Genomic DNA, 26,869 nt, shown 5'->3' on the forward strand with positions numbered 1-26,869 from the left:
CCCGACATCCTCAAACCTCTCCCGCAAAGAATCCATCATGAGTCGTTTCCTGGGCGAAATCCGCCAACTCGGTTATGTGGTGCACGACATCGAAGCCGCCATGGACTACTGGAGCAGCACGCTGGGCGTGGGGCCCTGGTACTACAACCCGCGCGTGCCCATCGTGAACTACCAGTACGACGGCGAGCGCCACGAACCGCACAACTCGGTGGCGCTGGCGAATTCCGGCTTCGTGCAGGTCGAGCTGATCCAGACCCGCAACGACGTGCCCTCCATGTACCGCGACTTCCTGCAGGCCGGCCGCACCGGGCTGCAGCACGTGGCCTATTGGACCGAAAGCTACGACGCCGACCTGGAGCGCCTGCTGGCGCAGGGCTTCAAGCCCAAGATGAGCGGCGAAGTGGGCGAGAAAGGCCGCTTCATCTACTTCGACACCGAGTACCACCCCGGCACCGTGATCGAGCTGTCCGAAGTGGCCGGTCCCAAGGGCCGCCTGTTCGACCTGATCCGCGACAGCGCCCGGGATTGGGACGGCAAGGACCCCGTGCGCCCCTTCCCCGATCTGAACCGGATCTGATCCCCTTACCTGCCACCTCCGCCATGAATTCCCAATCGTTTACCGCCACCTACCTGATCGAAACCCCGCTGGACCCCGGCAAGGTCGCGGAGATCATGGCTGGCGAGCAATCCTGCGGCACCTTCACGCGGGTGCAGGGCGAAACCGACGAACTGCGCGCCCGCGCCCGGGCGCGGATCGAGTCCATCGAACCCCTGGAGTCCGCATCCGCGCCCAGCCTGCCCAACGCCTGGCTGGCGCGGCAGCCGGGCGGCATGCCTGGCCGCTACCAGCGCGCCCGCGTGCGCATCGCCTTTCCCGTCGCCAACGTCGGCGCCAACCTGCCGACGCTGGCGGCCACGGTAGGCGGCAACCTGTACGACCTGGGCGAAGTCACGGGGCTGCGCCTGGAAAGCATGGAACTGCCGGCCAACTACCGCGCCCAGTTCGACATGCCGCGCGCGGGCATTGCCGGCACGCGGCAACTGACCGGCGTGGCGCATGGTCCGCTGGTAGGCACCATCATCAAGCCCAACGTCGGCCTGTCGCCCGAGCAGACCGCGCATCTGGCGGCGCAGCTGTGCAATGCAGGCGTGGACTTCATCAAGGACGACGAGGTCTGCGCCAACCCCGCTCACGCGCCGCTGGCGCAACGCGTCGCCGCCGTCATGGCGGTGGTGCGCGCGCACCGCGAGCGCACCGGACGGCAGGTCATGGTGGCGTTCAACATCAGCGACGAGACCGACGCCATGCGCCGCCACGCCGACCTGATCGAACGCGAAGGCGGCTCCTGCGTCATGGCCAGCCTGAACCATTGCGGCTACTCGGCCATCCAGACCTTGCGCCGCAGCACCCCGCTGGCGCTGCACGGCCACCGCAACGGTTACGGCGCGCTGTCGCGCCACCCCATGCTGGGCGTGGGCTTCCAGGCTTACCAGACGCTATGGCGGCTGGCCGGCGTGGACCATATGCACGTGCACGGCCTGCAAGGCAAGTTCGCCCAGGAAGACGCCGAAGTCGTCGAGTCCGCGCGCGACTGCCTGGCCTCGCTGACTCCCGGGATCGATGACCCCGTCATGCCGGCGTTTTCGTCCGGCCAATGGGCTGGCACCGTGCCCGCCACCTGGGCCGCCGTGCGCAGCGACGATCTGCTGTTCATGTCCGGCGGCGGCATCCTCGCCCACCCGGACGGACCCGCCGCAGGCGTGCTCAGCATCCGCCAGGCCTGGCAGGCCATGCGCGACGGCGAGCGCCTGGAAGACTACGCGCGCAACGCCCCGGAACTGCGGCGCGCCATCGAGTTCTTCGGCAGCCGCGCATGAGTTCAGCGGCGCAAGACGCAACGCGGCCGCGGCTGGGCTGGTACGGCGACGACTTCACCGGCGCCACGGATACGCTGGCCGAAACCGCGCGCGCCGGCCTGCGCAGCCTGCTGTTCCTGGGCGTGCCGACGCCGGACCAGCTGCGCCGCGCCGGACCGCTGGACGCCATTGGCATCGCCGGCGCGGCGCGCGGCATGGCGCCAGCCGAAATGCAGGCCGAACTGCAGGCCGTGGGCCGCTACATGGCGGGTGCGGGCGTGCGCGTGCTGCATTACAAATGCTGCTCCACCTTCGACAGCGCGCCGCACGTGGGCAGCATCGGCGCCGCCGTGCGCGAACTGCACCGCCACATGCCCAACCCGCTGGTGCCTATCGTGGGCGGGCAGCCCAGCATCGGCCGCTATTGCAGCTTCGCCCAGCTGTTCGCGCGCGCGGGCTCCGCGCCCGAGATCCACCGCATCGACCGCCATCCGGTCATGAGCGCGCATCCCGTCACTCCCATGCACGAAGCCGACCTGCGCCTGCACCTGGCGGCGCAAGGCTTGGCGGACATCCGCTCCTTGCCGCACACGGCCTACCCGCGGCTGCGGCGGGCGGCGGATGCGCCGCTGCTGGACGACTGGATCGACCAGGTCATCGAAAGCACCGACGGACCGCTGCTGCTGGACCTGGTCGACGAAGAACAGCTGGCCATCATCGGTCGGCTCATCTGGCGCGCGGCGTCCTGCCTGCCGTTACTGGCGGTCGGCCCCAGCAGCGTGCAGCAGGCGCTGGCCCGTGCCACGCCAGCCGGCGGCGGCAGCGCCGCTGCCGCGCCGCTGCAACCGGCCTCGGGCCCCGTGCTGGCGGTCGCCGGCAGCCTGTCTCCGGTCACGGCCAGGCAGATCGCCGCGTGCCGGCAATACCAGCTCCAGCCGCTGCAGGCGCAACGGCTCTTGCAAGACCCAGCCTACGCCGCCCAACAAGCCCAGTTGGCCGCCGCCACGCTGGCCCAGGGGCGTAACGTGCTGGCGCACACCGACCGGCCCGCCCAGCCCCTTGCACCCCATCAGACCGCCGCGACCGCCCGCGCCACCGGTCAACTGGTGGCGGATATCGTGCGCGCCAGCGCGCAAACCGGCGCGCCCCTGTCGCGCATCGGCATCGCCGGCGGCGACACCTCCAGCCAGGCGACGTTGGCCCTGGGCGTCTGGGGCCTGGCGTTCCGCTGCGTGCTGGCGCCCGGCGTGACGGTCAGCCTGACGCGCAGCGATGACCCTGTGACCGACGGCATTGAACTGATGCTCAAGGGCGGACAGATGGGCGGCGATCTGCTGTTCGATGAGTTGGCGTCGGGAGCGGCCTGAGCCGGCATGACGCGCCACGGCGCGCCATGCCCTCAGAACTTGTGCCGGATGCCTAGCGCCAGGGCGGCCTGGCTGTCCTTGCCCGGGGGCAGCGTGGCAAGCGGCGCAAAGTTCAGCGCGGAGTTACGCGCATAGGCGCCGACCGCATACAGGTCTGTGCGCTTGGACAGCCCGCTGTAAAGCAGCTGCAAGACATGCTGTTTAGGATTCGGCGGATTTCCGCCCCCTGCATCGGCCTTCACGTCGTCGTAGTAAAACGCGGCAGTGACCTGCAGGACCCGCGAAAGGCGGTACCCGACTCCGATCCACCACATGTCGTCGCGCTGGTTCAAGCTGCCTCGGGCCGTCTTGTCCTGCGCCCAGCGGTAGCCCGCCGTCAGGTGCCAAGGATCCGGCGCGTAGGAAGCGCTCAAGGCCAGCTTGCGCAGCCGGTTCGACGCGGTTGTCGGCTTTGCGCCGCCGGCCTCGTCGTAGACTGCCGCCAGGCCAAACAGGCCGGACAGGTAGCTCGCTCCCCCGCCCCAGGCCGACCGCTGATAACGCGTGCCCGCCGCATCATCGAGCTGGTAATGCGCCTGCGCCGACAGCGCCCCCGTCCCGACGCGATACTTGACCAAGTTGTCGTGACGCACACCACCCAAGAGAGCCCCCGAAGGCTCGTAGGCCGGCGCGTAGGCCTGAGGCACCATCGGGAACAACAGGCTGAACATGCTGGTGTATTGCCTTCCCAAAGTCACCATGCCGTAGGGGCTGTTCAGACCCAGGAAGGCCTGGCGGTTGAACGGACGTCCCTCCTCGGCCATGGTTCCCGTATGCGTATTCAAGCCGCCTTCAAGCGTGAAAACAGCCTGCATCCCGCCACCCAGGTCCTCCACTCCCTGCATACCCCAACGGGAACCCGACAACCCGCCGGAGCCCATCCGCATCGAGGATCCGCCGGACGAAGAGGATCGCCCCGCCGACGCGCCGCGCTTCTTGTTATCGATGTTGTTGCTCTTGTACTCGATATACGTGTCCGCTATTCCGTAAAACTTGAGACTGGACTGCGCGAACACCGCAGGCGAGTGCGCGGCATAGACAGCCAATGCCGCGCACATCGCCGGGACCCTGAATTGCTTGCCACACTTCCTGTATTGCTTTCCATACTTCATGAACCACCCCCTTTGAAAATCGTTATGTTTGCCGTGGTCGGCAATAGGCCAGCCCCAGGACACTGCAACTCTCGGCGCCACGCGAACCGGTGTTCGAACGGCCTCGGACTACAGGTTGGTCAGCTTTGCCAGATAGTTTTCTTCGGTGCCATGCAGATCCTGATCCTGCGTCGCCAATGCCAGGATTCCCCGCTTATGCCTACTACTCCCGCGTCGATATCGGACTGATTCCCGCGTATTGGAGGAAGGCATTCCTGCTCATCCTTCCCGCCCCTCGCGACTGCACCAAAGCGTCTGTTCTTTTCTGTTCCACGCCTGTCTCCGTCGCTATAATCAGCCGCGATATTGACATCGCCAAACCCCGCAATTAAAGGGTCGCGCCGGAAATAAACGGTTTCGTTGCGGGAAAGAATATGAATCGCCTGGTCGCAATGAATGTCTTCTGCAAGGTCGTCGAACATGGAAGCTTTACGATCGCTGCAACACGCTTGAACATGTCCACCGCCTCGGTGAGCAAGAACGTTTCTGCGCTGGAAGACCACATAGGCACGCCGCTGCTTGCGCGCACCACTCGCCGCATCGTGCTCACCGATGCAGGCAAGACCTACTACGAAAAATGCACCCGCATCCTCGAAGATGTGGAAGAAGCCGAACGCACCGCGGGGCAGGTACAGACCACGCCACGGGGCATCCTGAAGGTGCGCGCGCCGATCGCCTTCGGCGCAGCGGATCTGGGCCGCCTGATCACGGAATTCACCGCGATCTTTCCCGAGGTCACCGTTGAAATGACACTCAACGACAAGTATCTCGACCCGGCGGACGAAGACATCGACGTCGCGCTGTATATCGGCGCAACCCCCAAGCATTTCGCGGCGGGCGCCCAGACCATCGCCACCCTGCCCAGGGCGCTGGTCGCCGCGCCGACCTATCTAAAACGCCAGGGCACCCCAAAGGACGTCCGGGATCTCGCCAGCCATCAGTGCCTGATCTATAAGCGCGGCGCCAACCACAACGAATGGCGCTTTACGCGAGACGACCTGAAGCAAACCGTGCATGTCAGCGGCCCCCTGCGCAGCAACAACAGCCTGACCCTGCGCGACGCAACGCTGAACGGCGCCGGTATCGGACTGCTGCCCGCTTATCTGGTCGCGCAGGACCTGGCCGACGGCCGTCTCATGTCCCTGCTGCCGGAATGGCAGCCCGCGGAGCGAAACCTGTATGCCGTGTACCCGCAGCCGCGGCGCTCATCGCCCAAGGTGCGCGAGTTCATCAATCTGTTGGCCAGCAGCCTGGACCTGGGTGCTGCTTGCTCACGCTAGCAGCGGGTTATGCTGCCGACGCGCCCGCCTTTGCGGGTTCCTACGATCAGGAGACTTGCCCACATGAACTGGCCGATACGCGCTTGCACCATGGCAGCGATCGCCCTCTGCGCGTCCGCGGCTGTTTCCGCCGCCGCCCCTGCGAATCAGGCCGAATGGACCACTGGCGCAATGCGCAAACTGCAAAGCCATCTGGAAATGCCCAGGGAAGCGTACGAACTTGACGGTCCCCTAAGCCTGCGCCTGCGCCTCACTGTTCTGCGGGACGGCAAGATCGACGCGGTGGACCTCGCCAGTTCCTCGGGGTATGTCGCCATCGACAAGGCCGCGGTCCGCATGGTCCGGCGCGCCAGCCCGCTGCCCGCCTTCACCAGCGACATGCAGGCCGACAGGGAAATCCTGATGCTGCCGGTGCGGTTCCAGATGATCGAGGAGCCCGTCAGCGACGCCGAGCGCCGCTACGCCGACCGGACGCGCGGATTCGGCGTCACCGTGCCCGCTGCCTATCGGATCGCGAAGAGCGGCAAATCCGACGAATTCGACGTGCTGGTCGAGATCGTCCGCGCCAACGGCGCGCCGCAAGCCGCGGGCGCGGCCGGCTACCTGTGCGGCGTCGGCTTCAGCACGCCGCGCAAATCGCTGAAGACGCATCCCGGCGCCGAAGCGCCGCTCTCTGCCGCCGAGCGCATGGCTGCGGCCGAAGCGATCCTGGCCGCGCAGGGCGAATCGCCCGAGCAGCGCAGCGGCTTCGAGTTGCAGGGCGCCAAGGGCATCGACTATGTCGCGCCCGCGGGCGCAGGACCGGATGGCACGCGCCTGCTGGAATACAACGCCTTGCTGGATACCGCGACGCTGCGCGTCGCGATGCGCTGCACCGCGACTGCCGAGGACATGCCGGCAGCCCTGCCCGCGTTCCGCAAGATACGGGACGGCATCAGCCTGGGCGGGCATACGGCTGCACCGGCCGCGCGCTAATCCAACATTTCGAAGTACGGCGCCATGCGCTCGCGCGACCTGAGAATGTGGTCGCGCATGGCATCCTGAGCGCCATCGGCATCACGCTCGCTCAGCGCCCGCACGATGCGTGCATGCTCGGTCACGGCTTCTTCCGTGACCCTCGAGTGGAAGCGCAGCCGGAACAGATGGGTATGCGCGTACAGCCGGGCCAGCGCTTCGGCAAGCAGTTCATTGCCGCTCTGCTCCGCGATCCAGGAGTGGAACTGCGCGTCCAGCACGGCGAATTTGCCATAGGCCACGCGCGCATCATCGGCGCTCGGGGCGCTCATTGCCGCAGACAGCGCCGCCAGTTCCTGCAGTGACGCGTCCGTCATGCGTTGCGCCGCCAGCCCGGCACCGAATGGCTCCAGCTGCAAGCGCAGTTCGTACATCTGCTCGAAACGCCTGCGCGTAGGCATGGGCGCCGCGCTGTATCCCACGTGATGCGTCTTGACGACCAGCCCTTCGGTTTCAAGCCGGATCAGCGCGGCGCGTATCGGCGTTTGCGATACGCCTAGCTCACGCACCAGCGCATCGACCGCGATGCGCATGCCGGGCGCGATCTTCAGGGAAATGAGCTGCGACAGCAGCGTTTCATAGACCTCGTCGCCCAACGACCGCACGCGCTCGCCCAGGCGCTGGCCGGCCGCGGGCATGGTCGAGGGTACGGCTGCGGAACCGCGAGAGAGTGTCGTCATGGTTGTTTCACCCGATTTGCCAACTATGTGTTGACGTCCAATTTGTTACGAGGTTAGCATAAATCAGATCGTATTTCAGATCCGATCGGATTTAACAACTTAACGACACTATGACGACAACGATAAAAATGGGGGAGGCAAGGCAGGTTTGCATCCGCGCGCTGGAACTGGCCGGAGCCCCGACCGACCACGCTGCGACGCAGACCGACCTGCTGCTTGAAGCCGAATTGCGCGGGCGCGCGTCCCACGGCCTGCTACGCCTGCCGCGCATCATCGAACGCATCCACAACGGCGTGGCCGACCCGAAAACCCGCGGCACGGCCGTCTGGCGCTCCCCAGCTTTCCTGGACATGGATGGCGAACGCGGCCTGGGGCCGGTGATCGCGCTGGCGGCCCTGGAGCAGATCCGCGAACGCGCCCGCGAGACCGGAATCGCCATCGCCGCGGTCAGCAACAACAACCATATCGGCATGCTGGCGCTCTACGCGGAAAGCGTGGCGCGCGAAGGCCAGATCCTTTTGGCCCTGTCGACCAGCGAAGCCCTGGTCCATCCCTGGGGCGGCCGTCAAGCTCTGATCGGCACCAACCCGATCGCTATCGGCGTACCCACCACGGACGAACCGTTCGTGCTGGACATGGCCACCAGCCAGGTCGCCATGGGCAAGATCCACGACTACGCCAACCATGGCCGGCCACTCGAGCCGGGCTGGGCGCTCGACGGCGCCGGCAACCCCACCACGGATGCCGAAGCTGCCAAAGCGGGCGCACTGGCCCCCTTCGGTGAAGCCAAGGGATACGCGCTGGGCCTGGCGTTCGAAGTGCTGGTCGCCAGCCTGACGGCATCCGCGCTGGGCAATGCCGTCAGGGGCACGCTGGATTCCCGCGAGATATGCAACAAGGGCGACGTCTTCATCGCGATCGAGGCCGGGTCGGGCGGGATTGCCAGCCGCGTCACGAGCTACCTGGATGACATCCGCGCCTGCCCTGCCCTGCTGCCCGGGCGGCCCGTCGCGGTGCCAGGCGATCGGGCGCGCACCGAACGCCGCCTGCGGCTGGATGCAGGCATCGAACTGGCCGACGAGGTCTGGCGCCGCATCCTCGACCTGGCGCAATGCGCCGCCTGAATTTCCCCAGACACCCTTTCAAGGATCCACAATGAATGAATTGTTTGGAATCATGCGCGCACCGCGCGCCGTGCTGTTCGGCAACGGCCAGCGCCTTGCGCTGGGCCGCGTCGCAGCCGCCCTGGGCCAGCGCGCGCTGATCTGCACCGACGAGCGCTTCGCCGCCACGGCGGAAATGTCCGAACTGCTGGCCACGCTGGAAAGCGCCGGCGTGCGCGTCCAGGTGTACGACCGCACCCAGCCGGACCTGCCCGTCGAGGGCGTCTACGAATGCGTGGCAGCGCACGGCGCGTTCCAGCCAGAGGTAATCGTCGGACTGGGTGGCGGCAGTTGCCTGGACATGGCCAAGCTCGTCAGCCTGCTGCTGACGCATGGCGGGAAGGCCTCCGATTACTACGGTGAATACAAGGTGCCCGGCCCGGTGCTACCCGTGATCGCGCTGCCCACCACATCGGGCACGGGCTCCGAGGTCACGCCAGTCGCCGTGCTGGCCGATAGCGCCCGCGATCTGAAAGTAGGCGTCTCCAGTCCGCACCTGATTCCCCACACCGCCATCTGCGATCCTGAACTGACGCTGACCTGCCCCAAGGGACTGACCGCCATCGCCGGCGCCGACGCCTTGACCCATGCCATCGAGGCCCTGACCGCGGTCCGTCGCAGTCCGGATGCCGACATCGCGCAGACCCGCGTATTCGTTGGCAAGAACGCCTTCAGCGACCAGCAGGCGCTGATTGCCATCCGCGCGCTCGCGTCCTATCTGCCCCGCGCCGTCGACGACGGCTCCGACCTTCATGCCAGGGGTCAGGTCATGGCCGCGGCGCTTGCCGCTGGCCTGGCCTTCGGCGTGGCGGGCACCGCGGCGGCCCACGCCATCCAGTACCCGATCGGCGCGCTGACGCACACGGCGCACGGCGCAGGCGTGGCGACCCTGATGCCCTATGTCATGGATTTCAACGCAACGGCCTGCAGCGCGGACTATGCGGCCATCTCTATGGCGATGGGGGACACGGAAACCGATCCCGCGCGCCTCGCCGCCCGCGCGCCGCGCCATGTCTACGACCTGTTCTCGCGCATCGGCATCCCTGCAACGCTGGCTGGACTGGGCGTGCGCGCCGACCAGCTCGAATGGATCGCCGCGCAGTCCATGCTGGCCGCGCGCCTGGTCACGAACAATCCGCGACCGCTGGACCAGGACGGCATCGCCGCCATCGTGGCCGCCGCCTACGCGGGACGCGGCTCGTTTCGCGCATCTTGATAACCCGCCTTCCACCCACATCCGGAGCTGACGCATGACCATCGAGGCCAACAAGCTGTCTACAGACCTTTACATCGACGGCGCCTGGCGCGCCTCCACCTCGGGCCGTCGCATCGACGTGTACGACCCGTCGACCGAACAGGTAATCGCCAGCGTGGCCGACGCCACGCTCGAAGACGCCGCGGCGGCCGTGGACGCAGCGGCGCGCGCTGCCGCAGGCTGGGCAGCTACACCCGCGCGCCAGCGCGGCGAAATCCTGCGCAAGTGCTATGAACTGATGGTCCGCGACGCCGACCATCTGGCACATCTGATTTCCCAGGAGAACGGCAAGGCGTTGACGGACGCGCGCGGCGAGGTCGCCTACGCCGCCGAGTTCTTCCGATGGTTTTCCGAGGAGGCGGTGCGCATCAATGGCGACATCAGCGTATCGCCCGGCGGCGCCAGCCGCATCATCGTGCAGTACCAGCCCATAGGCATCGCCCTGCTGGTCACCCCGTGGAACTTCCCCGCGGCCATGGCAACCCGCAAGATCGCGCCCGCGCTGGCCGCCGGCTGCACCTGCATCCTCAAACCCGCGACCGAGACCCCCTTGACCGCTTACGCCGTCATGCGCCTGCTGGAAGAAGCCGGCGTGCCTGCGGGCGTGGTCAACGTACTGACGACCTCCTCGGCTGGCAAGTTCGCCAACGCGGTGCTGGATGATCCGCGCGTGCGCAAGCTCTCCTTCACCGGTTCAACGGAAGTGGGCCGCGTGCTGCTGCGCAAGGCGGCGGATTCCGTCATCAGCTGCTCGATGGAGCTGGGCGGCAATGCGCCGTTCCTGGTCTTCGACGACGCGGACATCGATGCCGCCGTCGAAGGCGCCATGATCGCCAAGATGCGCAACGGCGGCGAAGCCTGCACGGCGGCCAATCGCTTCTACGTGCAGCGCGGCGCAGTCGAGGAATTCAGCGCCCGCTTCGCCGCGCGCATGGCCGCGCTGAAGACCGGCGACGGCGTCGATCCCGGCACCCAATGCGGCCCCTTGGTCAATGCGGGCGCGGTGGACAAGGTGGCATCGCTGGTGGCCGACGCCGTCGCCAAGGGTGCGCGGATCAAGGCCGGCGGCAAGCGGCTGGACCGCGCCGGGCACTTCTACGAGCCCACCGTGCTGGTGGATGTGCCCGCCGACGCCGACCTGCTTGCCGAGGAAATCTTCGGTCCCGTGGCGCCCATCGTGGCGTTCGATACCGAGGACGAAGCCGTGGCCTTGGCCAACGCCACGGAGTATGGGCTGGTCGCATACGTCTATACCCGCGACCTGGCGCGCGGACTGCGCGTATCCGAACGCATCGAAAGCGGCATGATCGCCCTGAACCGCGGCCTGGTATCCGATCCCGCGGCGCCTTTCGGCGGCGTCAAGCAAAGCGGCCTGGGCCGCGAAGGCGCGCACCATGGGCTGCTTGAGTTCATGGAAGCCAAGTACATATCCACCAATTGGTAAGCCCTGACGGCCGCGTCCCGGGCGCGGCCGTCCCTCTGATTGCAAAACCCTCACGAGGAGACAGCCACACATGGCTAAGTATGAAATTGCGACCATCGACGGCGATGGCATCGGTCCGGAGGTCTGCCAATCGGCGATCACCGTACTGAAGGAAGCCTGCGGCGCCGACCTGCTCTCATTCAGCAGCTACGACGGCGGCGCCGACCACTACGTCAGGTCGGGCCAGGTTTTGCCCGACGACACCTACGCAGCCTGCAAGGCGGCTGACGCCATCCTGCACGGCGCGGCCGGCATGCCGGGCGTGACCTACCCCGACGGCACCGAAGTCGGAAACGACCTGCATCTGCGCCTGCGTTTCCGGCTGGACCTGTACGCCAACGTGCGCCCGATCCGCTTGTACCAGGGCGTCGATTCGCCGCTCAAGAATTTCAAGCCGGGACAGATCGACTACGTCATCGTGCGCGAAAACACCGAAGGCCTGTACGCCAGCCGCGGCGGCGGAATCGTGCTGCGCGATGAAGTGGCGACCGACACCATCGTCGTCACCCGCAAGGGCATCGAACGCGTCGCCCGCTTTTCCTTTGAGCTGGCGCGCCAGCGCAACGGCGCGCCGCGTGACGGCAAGCGCCGCGTCACGGTGTGCGACAAGGCCAACATCCTGCGCACCTACGCCTTCTTCCGCGCGGTCTGCGATGACGTGGCCGCCAGCTATCCCGACGTCGAAATCGATTACGCCTATGCCGACGCCATCACAGTGCACATGCTCAAGCGGCCGAATTTCTATGACGTGATCGTGGCGGAAAACATGTTTGGCGACATCATTTCCGACCTGGGCGCCGCCACGATAGGCGGCATGGGCCTGTCGGCGTCTGCAGAACTGGGCGACACCCACGGGCTCTTCCAGGGCGCGCACGGATCCGCGCCCGACATAGCCGGCCAGAACGCCGCCAGTCCGCTGGCCACCATTCTGTCGGGCGCGCTCATGCTGCGCTGGCTGGGCGACAAGCATGCCGATGCCGCGCTCTCCGATTCCGCGCAACGCATCGAGCGCGCGGTCGAACAGGTGCTCGCCAAAGGCGACCACGTGCCACGCGACCTGGGCGGCACGGCAAGCTGCACCGACATGACCCAGGCCGTCTGCCGCGCGTTGTCGCGCTGACGGCAAGGCCCCCACCAAGAAAAGAAAATACGAGGAGACACCCCATGCTACGCATCACCCCCTTCCTGTGCGCCGCCCTGACCGCGGCAGCCTTTGCCGCTCCGGCCGCCGCCCAGGACTATCCCAGCCGCGCCATCACGGTCATCGTGCCCTTCGCGCCCGGCGGCACCAGCGACACGCTGGGCCGCCTGGTGGCCACGTCGCTGTCCAAGCAATTGGGCCAGACGGTGGTCGTCGAAAACTCAGGCGGGGCCGGCGGTCTCATCGGCATGCAGAAGCTGCAGAAGAGCGCACCGGACGGCTACACCCTGGCCTTCAACAACATGTCGCTGGCGATCCTGCCGCATCTGCATCCCAAGGCCAACTACGATCCGCAAAAAGAATTGGCGCCCATCGGCATCGTCGCGACCGTGCCCATGGTGCTGTCGGTCAGCAACAAGAGCGGCATCCAGGATCTGCCCGCCATGCTCAAGCGCATCCGTGACGTGAACGCCGTCAAGCTCAACCTGGGCTCAAGCGGGCCGGGCAGCACGGCGCACCTGGCCGAGGCCATGTTTCTGCACTTCGCCGACGCACGCGGCGAACTCATTCCCTATCGCGGCACAGGTCCCGCGCTGACCGACCTGATGAGCGGCATGATCGACGGGGTCATCGACCAGACCGTGACCATGCTGCCCCTGCATCAGGACAAGCGCGTCAAAGCCATTGCCGTGACCGGAACCGCGCGCCTGGCGCAAAGTCCGGACATCCCCACCTTTGCCGAGGGCGGACTGCCTGAGTTCGATCTGGCCATCTGGAATGGCCTGGTGGCGCCGGCTGGCACGCCGCAGCCTGTGGTCGAAAAACTGGCCGCCGCCCTGTCGCAGGCAATAGACACCCCAGAGTTCAAGACTCGTCTGGAACAATTGGCGGCGCAAGCGCCTGCCGCACAGGAACGCGGCCCCATCGCATTCTCCGATCTGCTCAAGCGCGACTCGCAACGCGTATCGTCGCTGGTCAAGAGCGCGAACCTGCTCGGCGCCAATTGAACGCCGCGGGCGGCCTCAGTCAGCGCCCATGCCAATACCGCCGCCCGCGTTCACGCTCAGCCCACACATGCAGACCCCCAGCGCCTGAAGTCGCCATCACCGCGCCATCGCGGTCGCTGCGCCAAAACGCCGCGCCCGCGCGCGTCCACCGCAGTTCCACCGCGCGGGCCGGATGGCGAAAACGGTTCAAATGGCCCACCTGTGCGATCGCATGGCCGGCTGCGGACGCGTCCACCAAGTCCCTGCCCGAGGACGATGCCGAACCGTGATGCGGCGCCATCACCACGTCGACTCGGGGCAATACCCGGGCCAGCGCATTTTCCTGAGCCACGCCCACATCGCCCGTCAGCAGCAGCGCATGCGATGTCCCCTGCACCAGCAGCACGCAGCTATCGGCATTGCGGCCCTGCCCGTTCCTGCCGCCGGCATCCGCGGGGTTCAGGAAGGTGAATGTCACGCCGTCCACCTCCCAGCTCATGCCGCGCCGGCAACGCCCCACATCGGCGGGCAACGGCGGCGCGGCGCTGCCGGCCTGCGGCCACATCCGGATATCGCGGCGCAGGAACGCAGCGAGATCGAACGATGCGTAGCTGCGCCCTGCCGGAACCGCCGCCAGCACCGCGCGCAATCCGCCCACGTGGTCCAGGTCGGCATGCGACAGGACCAACACGTCCAACCGCCGGATACCCCGCGCCAGCAGGAACGGCGCGACGACGCGTTCGCCCGCGTCGCTGCCGCCGTAATGGCGCGGCCCCGCGTCAAACAGCAAGGCCTGGCTGGCCGTCTCTACCAGGATGGCGCTACCCTGCCCCACATCCATCGCGCTCATGCGCCAATATCCTTGCTCGGGCCGGTCGGGCCGCCAAAACAGCAACGGCAGCATGCAGAGCCATCCCAGATGCCTGCCCGGCCATCCGCGCACCTGCAGCGCCCAGACCATGCCCGCCAAGGCCATCAGCAGCCAGGGCCACGACGCCGCCGCAACCGGCACGCTGGCCCAGGACGCGTTGCCCACCCAGGACACCGGCGCCATGATCAGGTCGAACGCCTGCAGGCCCCATAGCCCGGCCAACTCGGCCAGCCCCTGCGCGCCCGGCAAGACCGACAAGGCGGCACACGCCAAAGCCAGCGGCGTCACGACGAAGGTCACGACGGGAATTGCCACCGCATTGGCAAACGGCGATCCCAACGACACCTGATGCACCAGGTAGGCCAGCAAGGGCGTCAGGCCCACGGTCACCATCAGCTGCAGGCGCACCGCTTGCGCCAGCCTGGCCGAGCAGCGCGGGCGCCAGCCGGCTTCGCGGTCGACCGGCGCATCTGCGATGCGCAACAGCACCGCCACCGCGCCGAACGACAGCCAGAATCCCGGCGACACCGGCGCCCATGGATCCAACGCCACGACCCCCGCAGCCGCGCATGCCAGCACCCGGCCGCCCGACAGCGGCAGACGCGACACCGCGGCCGCCAGCACCACCGACAGCATGAAGAACGTGCGGCGCGCCGGCACGCCCCAGCCCGCCAGCAGGCAATACAGCAGTGCGACCAGCGCGGCCGCCGCCCCGCCCGCCACGCGCGCGGGCACGTGCTCGGCCAGCCCCGCGCCGCGCCAGCGCCCTCGCCGCCAGAACGCTGCCACCAACAGCCCGGCGATGCCCGCTATCGAGGTCACATGCATGCCGCTGATCGACACCAGATGCGTGATGCCGCTGCGGTTGAACAGCAGCCAGTCCTCGCGCGCGACGCCGGCCTGATCGCCGATGGCCAGGGCGACCATCACTGGCGCATAGCGATGTTCCCCCAAGGCCGCGCGCAAACCCTCCCGCACGCTGTGGCGCGCCCGCTCTATCGCGATGCCCGGCGTCGCCCAGGGCCTGTCCGCCAGCAGCCTGGGCTGTCCGCGCACCGTAGCCACCGCCCGTATCCCTTGCGCGAACAGGCGCCCTTCCACATCCGGCCCCGCTGGATTCAACAAGCCGTGCGGACGCCGCAACACCAGCGCCATGCGCCAGACCTGGCCGGGCTTGATTTCGGGAATCAGCGCCTGCGGGCCGGGCGGCGCCTGCCACGAGACCTGAATGCGCGAGGGAATGCCGGGTGGCGCAGGCTCATCCAGTTCGGCCAGAAAGCGTTGGCCGCGCTCGTCGCCATCCGGCAGGCTGGCCACGCGCAGCGCCAGGCGCGACACGGCGTCCTGATGCTCATCCGACAGCGCATCGTCCAACCTGGCTTGGGCTTGCAGACTGGCGTTCAGCGAACCCGCACACACGCCCAGCATCAAGGCGGCAAGCTGGCGCGCCGGACCAGGCCGCGAGCGCAGGCAGGCAACCAGCCCAAGCAGGCAAGCCCCTGCCAGCCACCATGCGGCGCCTGCGCCGGGCAGCCGCGGGGACACCTGGACCAGTCCCGCGCCAGCCACGAACGCGACGCAGAAAATTCGGCCAGTGATAGCGATCTCCCAAAACCGGGGAGCGTAGGCGCATGCATTGCCGCACGGGCATGGGAGTGACCGGATTTGCCCACCTCGGCTGGGCGCAATCGCAGCCAGGGTGCCGCCGCACGCGATATTTCCTGTATTGTTTCGGTGCTCGGCAAAATGCTTCACTCATTAATGAGATAAGTCCATGGCCCCTTCAGAAACGATCCCAGCCGCCTCGTCCTCGTTCCCGGCGACTGAGCTGACCAACGCTTTCGTCGCTTTCCTGTTTTCCGCGTCCGCGCCGGTAGCGATCATCCTGAGCGCGGGCGTGAAAGGGGGACTCAGCCAGGCCACCCTCGCCTCCTGGATCTTTGCGGCCTTCGTGCTCAACGGCATCCTTACCATCGTGATGTCCGCCATTTACCGGCAGCCGCTCGCCTTCCTGTGGACCATCCCGGGCGCGGTGCTGGTCGCCAGCGCCCTGCAACACCTGCCCTTTGCCGAGGTCGTCGGTGCCTATTTGCTGACCGCCGCGCTGATGCTGGTACTGGGGCTGACCGGCTGGGTCGGCGCCATCATGGACCGCATCCCCATGCCCATCGTCATGGGGATGGTCGCGGGCGTTTTTCTGAGCTTCGCGCTGGACTGGATCCGATCATTCGCCTCCGATCCGTGGCTGGCTGGCGCCATGACCGCGACCTTCTTCGCGGTCTCGTTGTTCCCCGCGGTGCAAAAGCGGCTCTCGCCCATCATCGGCGCGCTCATCGCCGGCGTATGCACGCTGGCGTTCACGGGCAGGACGCCCGCGCTGGAACATGTGACGTTCGCGACCTCGCTGGCAAGCCCGCAGTTCTACGCCCCGGTATTCTCTTGGGGCGCCGCGTTCGAACTGGTGTTGCCGCTGGCCGTGACCGTGATCGCGGTGCAGAACGCGCAAGGCATTGCCGTGCTGCGCAACTCGCTGCACCGCCCGCCGGTCAACGCCATCACCAATGCCTGTGGCGTGTTCTCGGCGCTGACCGCCTGCCTGGGCTGCGTCTCCACCTGTCTGGCCGGGCCGTCGAATGCCATCATCGCCTCCGGCGCCAACGCGTCGCGGCACTGGCTGGCCGCGGTCTTTCTCGGGGTGATGGTGATCGTGTTCGGGCTGTTCTCCCCGCTGGTCACGCAGGCGCTGCTGGCCACGCCCGCGGCCTTCGTCGCCACGCTGGCGGGACTGGCGCTCTTGCGCATCCTGCAAGGCGCATTCCACACCGCGTTCCGCCAGCACTTCACGCTGGGCGCCCTGGTTGCCTTCCTGGTGACGCTGGGCGGCCTTCCGCTGCTGGGCATCGGCGCGCCCTTCTGGGGCGTGGTGTTCGGCGTGGCGACCAGCTTCATCCTGGAGCGCGGGGACTTTGCGAAGCAGTCGGCGGCTTGAGATCGCCTGCGCAACAGCGCCCCTCAATCAATTCGGTTCTTCATCAGGACGATGGCTTCTCCGACCAGTTTTCCCTTGAAGAAACGTTGGTTCTTCGCGATGTTGCCATCGGCCGTCAGCTGATACCCGGTGACGAAGACCGATCCGCTGACGTTGCCGCCTATGGCCAACGCAACCTCGGTGCCTACCGCCACGATGATGTCGGAATGGCTGGGAGCTTCCGGATTTTTTGAGGCTGCGAGATATTGATCGAACGTGTAGGGCTTGTCCCGCCAACTGCCGACGATGTCGCCGACCTGCGGCTTTTCTTCCGTTATGCGTACGCCCCAAAACGGCGCGGACCGGTCCTCGCTCGCCCGCTTCTTGATGGCATCCCACATATAGGCCGCGTGACCGACGGACCGCTTGAATGCCTGGAATTCAGGGACGGTCTTCGCCGCATTGCTCACCATGAGGGAAATGGCGGCGGCCGACCAGGGATAGCCGGTGTCCTTTCCGGTCAGATTCCTTTTCAGCGCCTTCCACATCTCGTGGATGTAAGTGCTATAGGGTTCGACGGTCTCCTTTCCCCGCCCTTTGTCGAATCGTAGCCACTGTTCCACTGCCGCTGCCACGAGCGCCTCGCGAGCCGGAGTATCGAGTGGCCGCAGCGTTGGCTGCTTGGCAGTGGGGGCCCACTTGAATTTCGAATCCGCCAGGCCATCGACCGAATAGCCTTCGACGGTCAGGCCGCCCATTTTCGTCCGAACATGGTGCCACCCCGCGGGTGCGCCTCCCAGATCGTCCACCTCCTGGCCCAGGGTCAGGCTACCGATAGGCGTGTTGTTCTCGGTACTGGGAATGGACCGCAGGTTGACGGCTTCGACACTGACGAAACGCTTCATGAGACGCTCCCCGATCTGCTCGGACATTGGCTGCGTGACCCGACAGTACGCGATAACGTTCCGACAAGCCCTCCTCCGGTCGCACGAGAGGCGCAGCCGCAGATACCATCCGCACAAGATATGGGGATGCCGGAATTCCGAGAGTCTCCCCAAATGCCATAAGCACATCACTTAGTTGGAAATTGCGAATCGGTCGTTTGGCCGGGCGGTCATCTCCCGTACTGTGACCTGTCCGCGCCGGCCTTGCCGAATCCGCAAGGCGCCGCGTCCGTTTCACTCTCGGAGACCCGCATGAACGACCGGCTGCACCGTACCCAGGCTTCCCGCTCCGCCGCAATCAAGGCGAAGCTGGACTATCCCGTGATCGATACCGACGTACACGTCAACGACTACGCGCCCGTGCTGGAGGACTACATCCAGCACTATGGCGGTTCCAAGCTGGTGGACGTGCTGCGCAAGACGCAGGGCTCGCGCTTTGCCACCAAGTCCCAGGGCAAGGACTGGTACCAGCAGACCCCGGAAGAACGGCAGCGCAACCGCACGCTGCGCTCGCCCTGGTGGGCGCGCGTCACGCGCAATACCCTGGACCTGGCGACCGTCACGCTGCCCGAGCTGCTGTACGAGCGCCTGGAGGAACAGGGTTCGGACTACTCCATCCTGTTTCCCAACGACGTGCTGGCCCCGCTGGGCGCTGGCGACGAGTACCGTCAGCCGCTGCATCGCGCCATCAACCACTTCCATGCTGACCAGTACCGCAAGTACAGCGACCGCCTGACGCCCGTGGCGGGCATTCCGCTGAATACGCCGCAGGAGGCCATCGAGGAACTCGAATTCGCGGTCAAGACGCTGGGATTGAAGGTGGCCAATATCCCCGGCGGCGTGCGGCGGCCGATCAAGGCCATCGCCGACAAGTATCCGCCCGCTGAATTCCCGGAGATCGCGCGCCATGCGTCCTACGTGGATTTCTTCGGCCTGGACAGCGAGTACGACTACGATCCGTTCTGGGCCAAGGCGGTGGAGCTGGGCGTGCCGCTGGCCACCCACTACGGCAGCCAGGGCTGGACCGGGCGCCACTCCATCAGCAACTACATGTTCAACCATATCGGCCACTTCGCCGACGGTTCCCAGGCCTTCGCCAAGGCGCTCTTCTTCGGCGGCGTGACGCGGCGCTTTCCGAACCTGCGCGTGGCCTTGCTTGAAGGCGGCGCGGACTGGGGCGCGCACGTGTACGCGCACTTGGTGGACCGCTGGGAAAAGCGCAATCGCAACGCCGTGCAGCAGTACAACCCGGCCAACGCGGACGTGGAGCTGCTGGCCGACCTGTTCGAACGCTATGGCGCCAGCCTGCTCAACGGACGCGAGCTCAACAAGGACACCTTGCTGCGCGACAGCCTGGGCATCTCGGCGCTGCACCACAGCCGCGAACCGCAAGGCGATGAACTCGACGACTTCGCCGCGGCCGGCATCGAGAGCGTCGAGGATATCCGCAAACGCTGGGTCGACAGCTTCTACTTCGGATCGGAGGCCGACGACCGGACCATAGGCGCGGCCTTCAACGACCGCGCCAATCCCCTGAACACCAAGCTCAACGCGATCTGGTCATCCGACGTCGGCCATTGGGATGTGCCGGACCTGACCGAGCCGCTGGCCGAAAGCTGGGACCTGGTGGAAGACGGCGTGATCTCCGCGGCCGATTTCAAGGCCCTGGTGTTCGACAACCCCTACCGCTTCTACACCCAGGCGAACCCCGAGTTCTTCAAGGGCACGCGCATCGAGCAGAAGCTGCAGGCGCACGCAGAAAAGCGCGCGGCCTGACCTTATCGCATACCTGCAATCCCGCCCGCCGGCACATGCCGGCGGGCGCCTGGCCCTGTCCGCGGCCGGCGCTTGCCCGCCCGGACCTGTCTTTCATCATCGATATACGGAACAACCATGCGCACCCTGCCATCCCCCCTCAGCCTGATCTCACGCCTGATGCTGGGCGCTGCCTTGTGCGCTGTCAGCCTCGCCTCCCTGGCCGCGCCCGACGTGGTCCGCATCGGCGTGGCGACCGCCGGCGGCGGCGACCCCATCACCTGGGGCGGCTCGCCAGGCGGCGTGGCGCGCGCCAACAACTGGCTGGAAGAGGCCTTCAAAGGCACCGGCACCGAAGTGCAATGGTTGTTCTTCAAGGGCGCGGGCCCCGCGGTCAACGAAGCGCTCTCGAACAAGCAGATCGATTTCGCCTACCAGGGCGACCTGCCGTCGGTGGTAGGCCGCTCCAACGGGCTGAAGACCCGCATCCTGCTGGGCAGCGGCGTGCGCAACAACCTGTACGTCTCCACGCCCAAGGACTCCGCGCTGCAATCGCTGGAAGACCTGAAGGACCGCAAGGTCTCGATCTTCCGCGGCACCAACGGCCATCTGGTCGCCATCAACGTGCTGGCCTCGCGCCAGCTGACCGAACGCGACATCAAGGGTGTAAACCTCGACACCGGCAGCGCGCAGGCGGCGCTGGTCTCCAACGGCGTGGATGCGGCGTTCGGCGGCTATGAGTACTTCAAGCTGCGCGACCAAGGGCTGGCGCGCATCATCTACTCAACCAAGGGTCAGGACCCCTCGTTCACGCGCCAGGCATCCCTGCTGGTGCGCGAGGATTTCGAAAAGGAGAACCCCGAAGCCGTGCAACGCGTGGTCGACGTGTTCGTGCGTGCGGCGCAATGGTCTTCGGACGAGCAGAACCGGGACGCGCTCTTCAAGATCTGGGCGCGCAGCGGCACGCCTTACGCGTCCTGGCAGGCGGAGTTCGACGGCGAAGTGCTGGCCGTGCGCAATTCGCCGCTGCTGGACGAGTTTCTCGCCGCGCGCTACCAAGCCGTGGCGGACGACGCGCTGAAACTGAAGCTGATCCGCCGTCCCGTGAGCGTAGATGGCTGGTTCGAACCCCGCTACCTCAATGCCGCGCTGCAAAAGGCAAATCTTGCCGCCCGCTGGACCGCGTTCAATGCGCAAGGCCAGCCTGCCGCCAGCGAGCGCCAGGCCAGCGCCGCCGCCGCGCGATAAGGAGCCGCCATGTCCGGGAACACACTGAGCGCCCCGCTTGCGTCCGCGCACCGCGGCGCTCGCCTGGCGCCTGCCGCGCTGCTGCGCAACGCCGGCAGCCGCTTGCTGCCCTGGCTGCTGCCGCTGGCGCTGCTCGCGCTTTGGCAGCTGGGCGCGTCGCAGGGTTGGATCTCGCCGCAGGTGCTGCCCTCGCCCCACTTCGTCTGGCTTACCTTGCAGGACCTCTACAGCAGCGGCGACCTCTGGCTGAATGTGCAGGCCAGCATGCAGCGCGTGCTGGTGGGTTTCGCAGCCGGCAGCGTGCTGGGCCTGGCGCTGGGCGCCGCGATGGGATTGTGGCGTCCGCTGGAAGCCTACATCCTGCCCACCTTCAACGCGCTGGTGCAGATCCCGGTCCTGGCGTGGCTGCCCTTCGTGCTGCTGCTGGTGGGCATAGGCGAGCCATTGAAGTACATCCTGATCGCCAAGGCCGCGCTGGTGCCGGTAACGCTGAACACCTTGCAGGGATTCCGGCAAACGCCCGCCAGCCTGCTGGAAGTGGCCCGCGTCTACGGCTACACGCGCCGTCAGCAGGTGCTGGAAGTCGTGCTGCCCCACGCCCTGCCCACGCTCTTCACCGGCCTGCGGCTGGGCTTCACCAAGGCCTGGCTGTCGCTGGTGGTGGTGGAGCTGGTCGCGTCCAGCGAAGGTCTGGGCTACCTGATTGTCTACGGCCGGCAGCTGTTCCAGCTGGACCTGGTGATGGCGGCGGTGATCGTGGTGGGCGCCATCGGCTACGCCATCGACAAGCTGCTGGACCTGGCCGAAGCCCGCGCGGGCGGCGGCCAGGCTGCCACCCGCCTGGGCGCGGCATCCACGGGAGCGCGGGCATGAGCGCGGCGTCCATCTCCACGCTTCCCGTGGTCCGACGCGGAGGCGCCTGGTTGCGCGCGCGCTGGCGCGGCCTGGTGCTGCCCGCCGCCGCCATCCTGGCCTGGTGGGCGCTGGCGCGGCTGGACTGGGTATCCACGCCGCTGCTGGTGTCGCCGGGCAAGGTGCTGGAGACGGCGGCCAGCCAGATCTCCTCAGGCCGTCTATGGCGCGCGCTGAGCGCCAGCCTGGCTCGGGAATTCACCGGATTCGCGATAGGCACCGCGCTCGGCCTGATACTGGGTGCGCTGCTGGGCCTGCTGCCCTTGTTCAACCGCATCGTGGGTCCCAGCTTCAACACTTTCAAGCAGATCTCGCTGTTTGCCTGGATCCCGCTGATCTCGGTCTGGTTCGGCCTGGGCGACGTCGCCAAAGTGACGTTCCTGTCGCTTGCCGCCCTGGTGCCCGTGGTCGTCAATACCTGCGACGGCATACGCAGCACCCCCACTGCGCTGCTGGAAGTGGCCCGCGTGTTCGGCTATTCGCGCTGGCAGACGCTGCTGCATGTGGTCCTGCCAGCGGCCGCGCCTTCGATCTTCACCGGGGTATACCTGGCGCTGATCTACTCCTGGCTGGCGACGATAGGCGCGGAGTATCTGCTGGTGGCCGGCCACGGCATCGGCAACACCTTGATCGAAGGCAGCGAACACTTCCAGATGGACCTGGTGATCTTCGGCATGTTCGTGATCGGCCTGGTGGGCTGGTCCATGAACGCCTTGGCCCGCGCGCTGGAGCGCAGGCTGGCGCGGCACCGCTACGGCGCCGCCTGATGGAGTAGGAAAGGAATGACGAGCATCTTCGGCAAGGAATTGAACATTCGCGGCGTGGGCAAGCGCTATGCCGGCCCGGGCGACGGCGCAGAAGCGCTGCAGGTCCTGCAGGACATCAACCTCGACGTGCCCGCCGGGCATTTCGTCAGCATCGTGGGCGCCAGCGGCTGCGGCAAGTCCACGCTGCTGCGCCTGATCCTGGGGCTGGACGGCGAGTACTCCGGCCAGATCCTGCTGGACGGCGCCCCGGTGCGCGGCGCAGGCCTGGACCGCGGCATCGTATTCCAGGACCATCGCCTGTTTCCGTGGCTGAACGTGGAACGCAACATCGCGGCGGCGCTGCGCAACGCGCCGCTTTCGAAGGCAGAAAAGCGCGAGCTGGTGGCCGAGCACATCGCGCTGGTCGGCTTGCAGGGTTTCGAGAAGTCCTACCCGCATCAGATCTCGGGCGGCATGGCGCAGCGCGTGGCGATCGCGCGCGGCCTGGTCAACCGTCCGCGCGTGCTGCTGCTGGATGAGCCGCTGGGCGCCCTGGACGCGTTGACGCGGTCCCGCCTGCAGAACGAGTTGCAGCGCATCTGGCAGCAGGAGCAGATCACCATGGTGCTGGTCACCCACGATGTGGAGGAAGCCGTGTTCCTGGGCGACCGCGTGGTGGTGATGCAGCCGCGCCCGGGGCGCATCCGCCGCATCGTCGACGTCGATCTGCCGCATCCGCGCAACCGCAGCGATCCGCGCTTCATCCGCCTGCGCGACGACGTGCTGAGCGATTTTCTCGATCCGGACGGGCGCGTGACCCGCCATGAAGAACAGCCGCCGCCTGGCGGCCTGGCGGCGACAGTGGGAGCATTGCCCGCGTTGGGACGCTTGCGCATGGCCTGGTAGCTCCTTGCGCACAAAAGCAAGCCGGCGGCACGCGCCGCCGGCTTGGTTGGTTCAGGCGTCAGCCGCTCAATCGATCGACGCGCCCGCCACCTTCACGACCTTCCCCAGCCGCGCATACTCTTCCGCGCCGAACTCCGCCAGCGCCTGGCGCGACGTGGGCGCAGGAATCGCGCCCCGAGACTCCAGCATCTTGCGGACTTCCGGCTGTTGCAGCGCGCGGTTGACCGCGGCGTTGAGCTTGTCCAGCACGGCGGCCGGCGTGCCCTTGGGGGCGTACAGGCCGTCCCAGGCAAAGAACTCATAGCCCTTCAGGCCCGCTTCGCTGATCGTGGGAATGTCCGGATTGGAGGCCACGCGGTCCGGCGTCGTCACGCCCAGCGCCCGCAGCTTGCCCGCCGCGATCTGGCCCGACACGTTGGGCATCACGTCGATCATGAACGAGATACGCCCGCCCAGCAGATCGGTCATGGCCGCGCCGCCGCCCTTGTAGGGAATGTGCATGACCTTGGTGCCGGCCATCTGGTTCAACAATTCACAGGCCAGGTGCGAGGACGTGCCATTGCCGGCGGAACCGCAGGTCAGTTCGCCCGGATTAGCCTTGGCGTAGGCCAGCAGCTGCGGCAGGGTCTTGAAGCGCTCGTCCGTGGCATTGACCACCAGCGCCGCCGCAATGACGGTAAAGCGCGAAATCGGCTCGAAGTCCGACGGCGCATAGCCCGGCGACTTGTACAGCCAGTGATTGGTGGCCTGGGTGCCGTTGGTGCCGTATGACAGCGTATAGCCGTCGGGCTTGGCGCGCGCCGCGATCGAGGTGCCGATATTGCCGCCCGCGCCGGGGCGGTTCTCGACGATGATGGACTGCCCGAGTTCGCGCGACAGCGGCTCCGCGACCAGGCGCGCCAGCGTGTCGCCGCCGCCGCCGGCCGCGAACGGCACCACCAGCGTGATCGGATGGTTCGGCCAGTCGGCCTGCTGCGCCTGGGCGCCGGACACGACGGCGGCACAGGCGGCCGCCAGCATGCAATGCAAGATTCTTGAGGGTTTCACGGTTTGTCTCCTGAGGTATTTACGGTACGCGTCCGCTGCTTTTTGAATGGTCCGGACGCGCGGGTTGGTATCGATTCGAGGCCCGTCATTCGGGCGGAAGATGGCGGCGGCTGCTCTTGTCGGCCAGCCGCCAGCCGCCGTCCGTCTCCACCAGCACGTCCTGGCATTCGCGGATGGCCACCAGGCGCGGCGCGCCACCCTGTTCATGGGGCACGCTTTCGTAGGCGGTCAGGAAGTAGCCGACGGTGGCGCGCGCGCCGGCCAGCTCGACCAGCCGCAGATTGGTGATGACATGGCAGGTGCTGCGCTCGGGCGCGCGGGCATTCAGGGCTTGCAGGACTTCCTGGCGGCCGGCAAGCCGGCGGCCCTGCCGTTGCCAGACGCCGTCCTCGGCCATCAGCGCGGCCGCGGCCTCGTGACGCCGCGTGTCCAGGGCGTGGAAGAACTCCAGCACCACGGATTCGCAGGCCGTCTTGGCCAGCATGGGCAAAATCGGGTTTTCCATTGCAATCCTCATCCGATCTGGGCGCTGGCCAGCGGCACGTCAGGCCGCTCGAGCAACGCCGGGTCCAGGGCCGCGCGCTGCGCGATCCATTTGCGCAGCTGGCGGAAATCGCGCGCCGCATCCACCGATACGCCAGCCACGGCGCGGCCGCTGGCGTCCAGCGCCACCGACAGCAAGGCGCGCTCCCCTGCCTGCGGCCGCAGCACTTCGCTGCGGGCCAGGCCCGGGAATCCGACGATCTGCACCATGGCGTCGTATTGCTCCGACCAGACGGCGCCGGTCGGCGCATAAGGTTCGCCCAGGCCCAAGGCCGACAGCGCGGCTGCCGTGCCCTGGTCCTGCGCGTTCTGCCACGATTCCATGCGCGCATGGCCGTCCTCGGCCGTCAGCACCGCGACGTCCCCTGCCGCATAGACGTCCGGGGCAGAGGTCCTGCAATACTCGTCGACCAGCACGCCGCGTTCGCAGGCCAGGCCGGCATCACGCGCCAGTTCGTCATTGGCCCGCAGGCCCACGCCCAGCACGATGGCGTCCGCATCCAGACGCGTGCCGTCGGCAAGTTCCGCCACGGGGCGGCCGTCCGCCTGCGCCAGCACCGCGCGCAGGCCGGTGTTCAAGCGCAAGTCCACGCCATGGGCGGCATGCAGCGCGGCCAGGTGCGCCGACACCGCAGGCTGCACGCTGCGGGCGCACAACCGCGCCCCCTGCTCCAGCACGGTGACGGCGCTGCCGGACTGGCGCGCCGTCGCCGCCACTTCCAGCCCGATCCAGCCGCCCCCGACCACGACCAGGCGGCTGCCCGGGCCGAGGCTGGCGCGCAGGCGCAGCGCGTCGTCGCGGGTGCGCAGCACATGCACGCCGGGACCGTTTACGCCGGGCAGCGCGGGGACTACCGGCCTGCCCCCCATGCACAGGATCAGCTTGTCGTAGGCGATGCTGCCGCCGTCCGAGGTATCCACCTGCCTGTCGGCCACGCGCAGGCGCGTCGCCGACACGCCCGGCTGGAACTCGATGCGCAGCGCCGCCAGCCGCTCGGCCGAAAACAGCTCGGTGCTTTCGGGCACGGCCTGGCCGCCCAGCACCGCCTTGCTCAAAGGCGGGCGTTCGTAAGGCGCGTGGGGCTCATCGCCCAGCAGCACGATGCGGCCTTCGTAGCCGCGTTCGCGCAAGGTCGTCGCGGCCCAGCCGCCGGCCTGACCCGCGCCGACCACCACGATGGCGCCGGAGTTCATGCGGCTTCCGCCTTCAGGTAGACCGTGCCCGACTCCACCCGCACCTCGTAGCGGCGCAGGTCCGTCGTGACCGGCGGGCATTGCGGCTTGCCGGTGCGGATGTCGAAGACGCCCTGGTGCAGCGGACACTCGATGGTGCCGTCTTCCAGGTAGCCGTCGGCCAGGCTGGCGTTGCCGTGCGGACAGCGGTCCTGCGTGGCGCAGATATCGCCCTGCAGGTTGTAGAGGCAGACGCCCTCGCCTTCATGCACCACGCGCAGGGTGCCGGTGTCGGGGGAAATGTCCGACACCATCGCCACGGGTTTCCAGGTATCCATGC

At 67.3% G+C, this 26,869-nt stretch carries 25 protein-coding genes; 16 read left to right on the forward strand and 9 right to left on the reverse strand.

The genetic code is table 11. The features are described from left to right. The first annotated feature begins 37 nt into the window (after positions 1-37). Genes HV793_RS17530 through HV793_RS17540 form a run of 3 tightly spaced genes read left to right on the forward strand, consistent with a single transcriptional unit; the run spans position 38 to position 3,224 of the window. Positions 38-577 carry a VOC family protein gene (locus HV793_RS17530; protein WP_175162222.1) on the forward strand — a complete coding sequence of 180 codons (540 nt, stop codon included), beginning with the start codon at positions 38-40 and terminating at the stop codon, positions 575-577. 23 nt (positions 578-600) lie between these two features. Further along, positions 601-1,878, forward strand: a complete 1,278-nt coding sequence (locus HV793_RS17535; RefSeq protein ID WP_054456223.1) for a ribulose-bisphosphate carboxylase large subunit family protein — start codon at positions 601-603, stop codon at positions 1,876-1,878. After that, entirely contained in the window at positions 1,875-3,224 is a 1,350-nt protein-coding gene (locus tag HV793_RS17540; RefSeq protein ID WP_175213671.1) for a four-carbon acid sugar kinase family protein, read from the forward strand. The genes HV793_RS17535 and HV793_RS17540 overlap by 4 nt, the downstream gene beginning before the upstream one ends. A gap of 32 nt (positions 3,225-3,256) precedes the next feature. On the opposite strand, the gene HV793_RS17545 is transcribed toward HV793_RS17540, so the two are convergent. Beyond that, positions 3,257-4,375, reverse strand: a complete 1,119-nt coding sequence (locus HV793_RS17545) for a porin (protein WP_175181393.1) — start codon at positions 4,373-4,375, stop codon at positions 3,257-3,259. A gap of 119 nt (positions 4,376-4,494) precedes the next feature. Next, on the reverse strand, positions 4,495-4,836 hold the full coding sequence (locus HV793_RS17550; protein WP_166738284.1) for a hypothetical protein: 342 nt from the start codon (positions 4,834-4,836) through the stop codon (positions 4,495-4,497). A gap of 27 nt (positions 4,837-4,863) precedes the next feature. Between HV793_RS17550 and HV793_RS17555 the strand changes: the two genes are divergently transcribed. Both HV793_RS17555 and HV793_RS17560 read left to right on the forward strand, forming a co-directional pair. Next, positions 4,864-5,694: a LysR family transcriptional regulator gene (locus HV793_RS17555; RefSeq protein ID WP_244958664.1), complete on the forward strand. Its 831-nt coding sequence runs from the start codon at positions 4,864-4,866 to the stop codon at positions 5,692-5,694. Positions 5,695-5,757: 63 nt separating this feature from the next. Then, a complete protein-coding gene (locus tag HV793_RS17560) occupies positions 5,758-6,669 on the forward strand; it encodes a TonB family protein (protein ID WP_175213673.1) in 912 nt (303 codons plus the stop codon). Here the strand turns inward: HV793_RS17560 and HV793_RS17565 are convergent. Further along, entirely contained in the window at positions 6,666-7,388 is a 723-nt protein-coding gene (locus HV793_RS17565) for a GntR family transcriptional regulator (protein ID WP_119451254.1), read from the reverse strand. The genes HV793_RS17560 and HV793_RS17565 overlap by 4 nt on opposite strands. 110 nt (positions 7,389-7,498) lie before the next feature. Between HV793_RS17565 and HV793_RS17570 the strand changes: the two genes are divergently transcribed. From HV793_RS17570 to HV793_RS17590, 5 genes are all read left to right on the forward strand, one after another. Beyond that, positions 7,499-8,512, forward strand: a complete 1,014-nt coding sequence (locus tag HV793_RS17570) for an Ldh family oxidoreductase (protein ID WP_244958665.1) — start codon at positions 7,499-7,501, stop codon at positions 8,510-8,512. Positions 8,513-8,543: 31 nt separating this feature from the next. After that, positions 8,544-9,767 carry an iron-containing alcohol dehydrogenase gene (locus HV793_RS17575; protein WP_119451252.1) on the forward strand — a complete coding sequence of 408 codons (1,224 nt, stop codon included), beginning with the start codon at positions 8,544-8,546 and terminating at the stop codon, positions 9,765-9,767. A 34-nt stretch (positions 9,768-9,801) separates the two neighbouring features. Then, positions 9,802-11,250 (forward strand): NAD-dependent succinate-semialdehyde dehydrogenase, encoded by a 1,449-nt coding sequence (locus tag HV793_RS17580; RefSeq protein WP_054456212.1) that lies wholly within the window; start codon positions 9,802-9,804, stop codon positions 11,248-11,250. A 70-nt stretch (positions 11,251-11,320) separates the two neighbouring features. Next, positions 11,321-12,409, forward strand: coding sequence for an isocitrate/isopropylmalate dehydrogenase family protein (locus HV793_RS17585; RefSeq protein ID WP_175213674.1), 1,089 nt, complete (start codon positions 11,321-11,323; stop codon positions 12,407-12,409). Positions 12,410-12,453: 44 nt separating this feature from the next. Further along, a complete protein-coding gene (locus HV793_RS17590) occupies positions 12,454-13,437 on the forward strand; it encodes a Bug family tripartite tricarboxylate transporter substrate binding protein (protein WP_119451250.1) in 984 nt (327 codons plus the stop codon). A 19-nt stretch (positions 13,438-13,456) separates the two neighbouring features. Here HV793_RS17590 and HV793_RS17595 read toward each other — a convergent pair whose 3' ends face one another. Continuing rightward, positions 13,457-15,832 (reverse strand): DNA internalization-related competence protein ComEC/Rec2, encoded by a 2,376-nt coding sequence (locus HV793_RS17595; RefSeq protein ID WP_244958666.1) that lies wholly within the window; start codon positions 15,830-15,832, stop codon positions 13,457-13,459. Between the two features lie 229 nt (positions 15,833-16,061). Between HV793_RS17595 and HV793_RS17600 the strand changes: the two genes are divergently transcribed. Then, positions 16,062-17,276 carry a benzoate/H(+) symporter BenE family transporter gene (locus HV793_RS17600; protein WP_175213675.1) on the forward strand — a complete coding sequence of 405 codons (1,215 nt, stop codon included), beginning with the start codon at positions 16,062-16,064 and terminating at the stop codon, positions 17,274-17,276. 23 nt (positions 17,277-17,299) lie between these two features. Here the strand turns inward: HV793_RS17600 and HV793_RS17605 are convergent, their stop codons facing one another. Further along, the gene (locus HV793_RS17605; RefSeq protein ID WP_175213676.1) at positions 17,300-18,160 is read right to left on the reverse strand and encodes a DUF2272 domain-containing protein; all 861 of its coding nucleotides are present in this window, start codon (positions 18,158-18,160) and stop codon (positions 17,300-17,302) included. 291 nt (positions 18,161-18,451) lie between these two features. Between HV793_RS17605 and HV793_RS17610 the strand changes: the two genes are divergently transcribed. The 5 genes from HV793_RS17610 (at position 18,452) to HV793_RS17630 (ending at position 23,766) form a co-directional block, all read left to right on the forward strand. Next, positions 18,452-19,975, forward strand: coding sequence for an amidohydrolase family protein (locus tag HV793_RS17610; protein ID WP_054456203.1), 1,524 nt, complete (start codon positions 18,452-18,454; stop codon positions 19,973-19,975). A gap of 117 nt (positions 19,976-20,092) precedes the next feature. Beyond that, entirely contained in the window at positions 20,093-21,202 is a 1,110-nt protein-coding gene (locus HV793_RS17615) for an ABC transporter substrate-binding protein (RefSeq protein ID WP_119451247.1), read from the forward strand. A gap of 9 nt (positions 21,203-21,211) precedes the next feature. After that, positions 21,212-22,075 carry an ABC transporter permease gene (locus HV793_RS17620; protein ID WP_119451246.1) on the forward strand — a complete coding sequence of 288 codons (864 nt, stop codon included), beginning with the start codon at positions 21,212-21,214 and terminating at the stop codon, positions 22,073-22,075. After that, complete coding sequence (locus HV793_RS17625) at positions 22,072-22,881, forward strand: ABC transporter permease (protein WP_054456200.1); 810 nt, start codon at positions 22,072-22,074, stop codon at positions 22,879-22,881. The genes HV793_RS17620 and HV793_RS17625 overlap by 4 nt, the downstream gene beginning before the upstream one ends. A gap of 15 nt (positions 22,882-22,896) precedes the next feature. After that, positions 22,897-23,766 carry an ABC transporter ATP-binding protein gene (locus HV793_RS17630; RefSeq protein WP_125470670.1) on the forward strand — a complete coding sequence of 290 codons (870 nt, stop codon included), beginning with the start codon at positions 22,897-22,899 and terminating at the stop codon, positions 23,764-23,766. A gap of 66 nt (positions 23,767-23,832) precedes the next feature. Here the strand turns inward: HV793_RS17630 and HV793_RS17635 are convergent, their stop codons facing one another. The 4 genes from HV793_RS17635 to HV793_RS17650 all read right to left on the reverse strand — a co-directional run bounded on the left by HV793_RS17635 (position 23,833) and on the right by HV793_RS17650 (position 26,867). Beyond that, positions 23,833-24,786, reverse strand: coding sequence for a Bug family tripartite tricarboxylate transporter substrate binding protein (locus tag HV793_RS17635; protein ID WP_119451245.1), 954 nt, complete (start codon positions 24,784-24,786; stop codon positions 23,833-23,835). Positions 24,787-24,898: 112 nt separating this feature from the next. Then, complete coding sequence (locus HV793_RS17640) at positions 24,899-25,318, reverse strand: nuclear transport factor 2 family protein (RefSeq protein WP_175213677.1); 420 nt, start codon at positions 25,316-25,318, stop codon at positions 24,899-24,901. 8 nt (positions 25,319-25,326) lie between these two features. Next, complete coding sequence (locus tag HV793_RS17645) at positions 25,327-26,550, reverse strand: NAD(P)/FAD-dependent oxidoreductase (RefSeq protein WP_175213678.1); 1,224 nt, start codon at positions 26,548-26,550, stop codon at positions 25,327-25,329. After that, positions 26,547-26,867, reverse strand: a complete 321-nt coding sequence (locus HV793_RS17650; protein WP_054456189.1) for a non-heme iron oxygenase ferredoxin subunit — start codon at positions 26,865-26,867, stop codon at positions 26,547-26,549. The genes HV793_RS17645 and HV793_RS17650 overlap by 4 nt, the downstream gene beginning before the upstream one ends. Positions 26,868-26,869: the final 2 nt, after the last annotated feature.

Source organism: Achromobacter aegrifaciens (genome assembly GCF_902859965.1).
GTDB classification, from domain to species: Bacteria; Pseudomonadota; Gammaproteobacteria; order Burkholderiales; family Burkholderiaceae_B; genus Achromobacter; species Achromobacter aegrifaciens.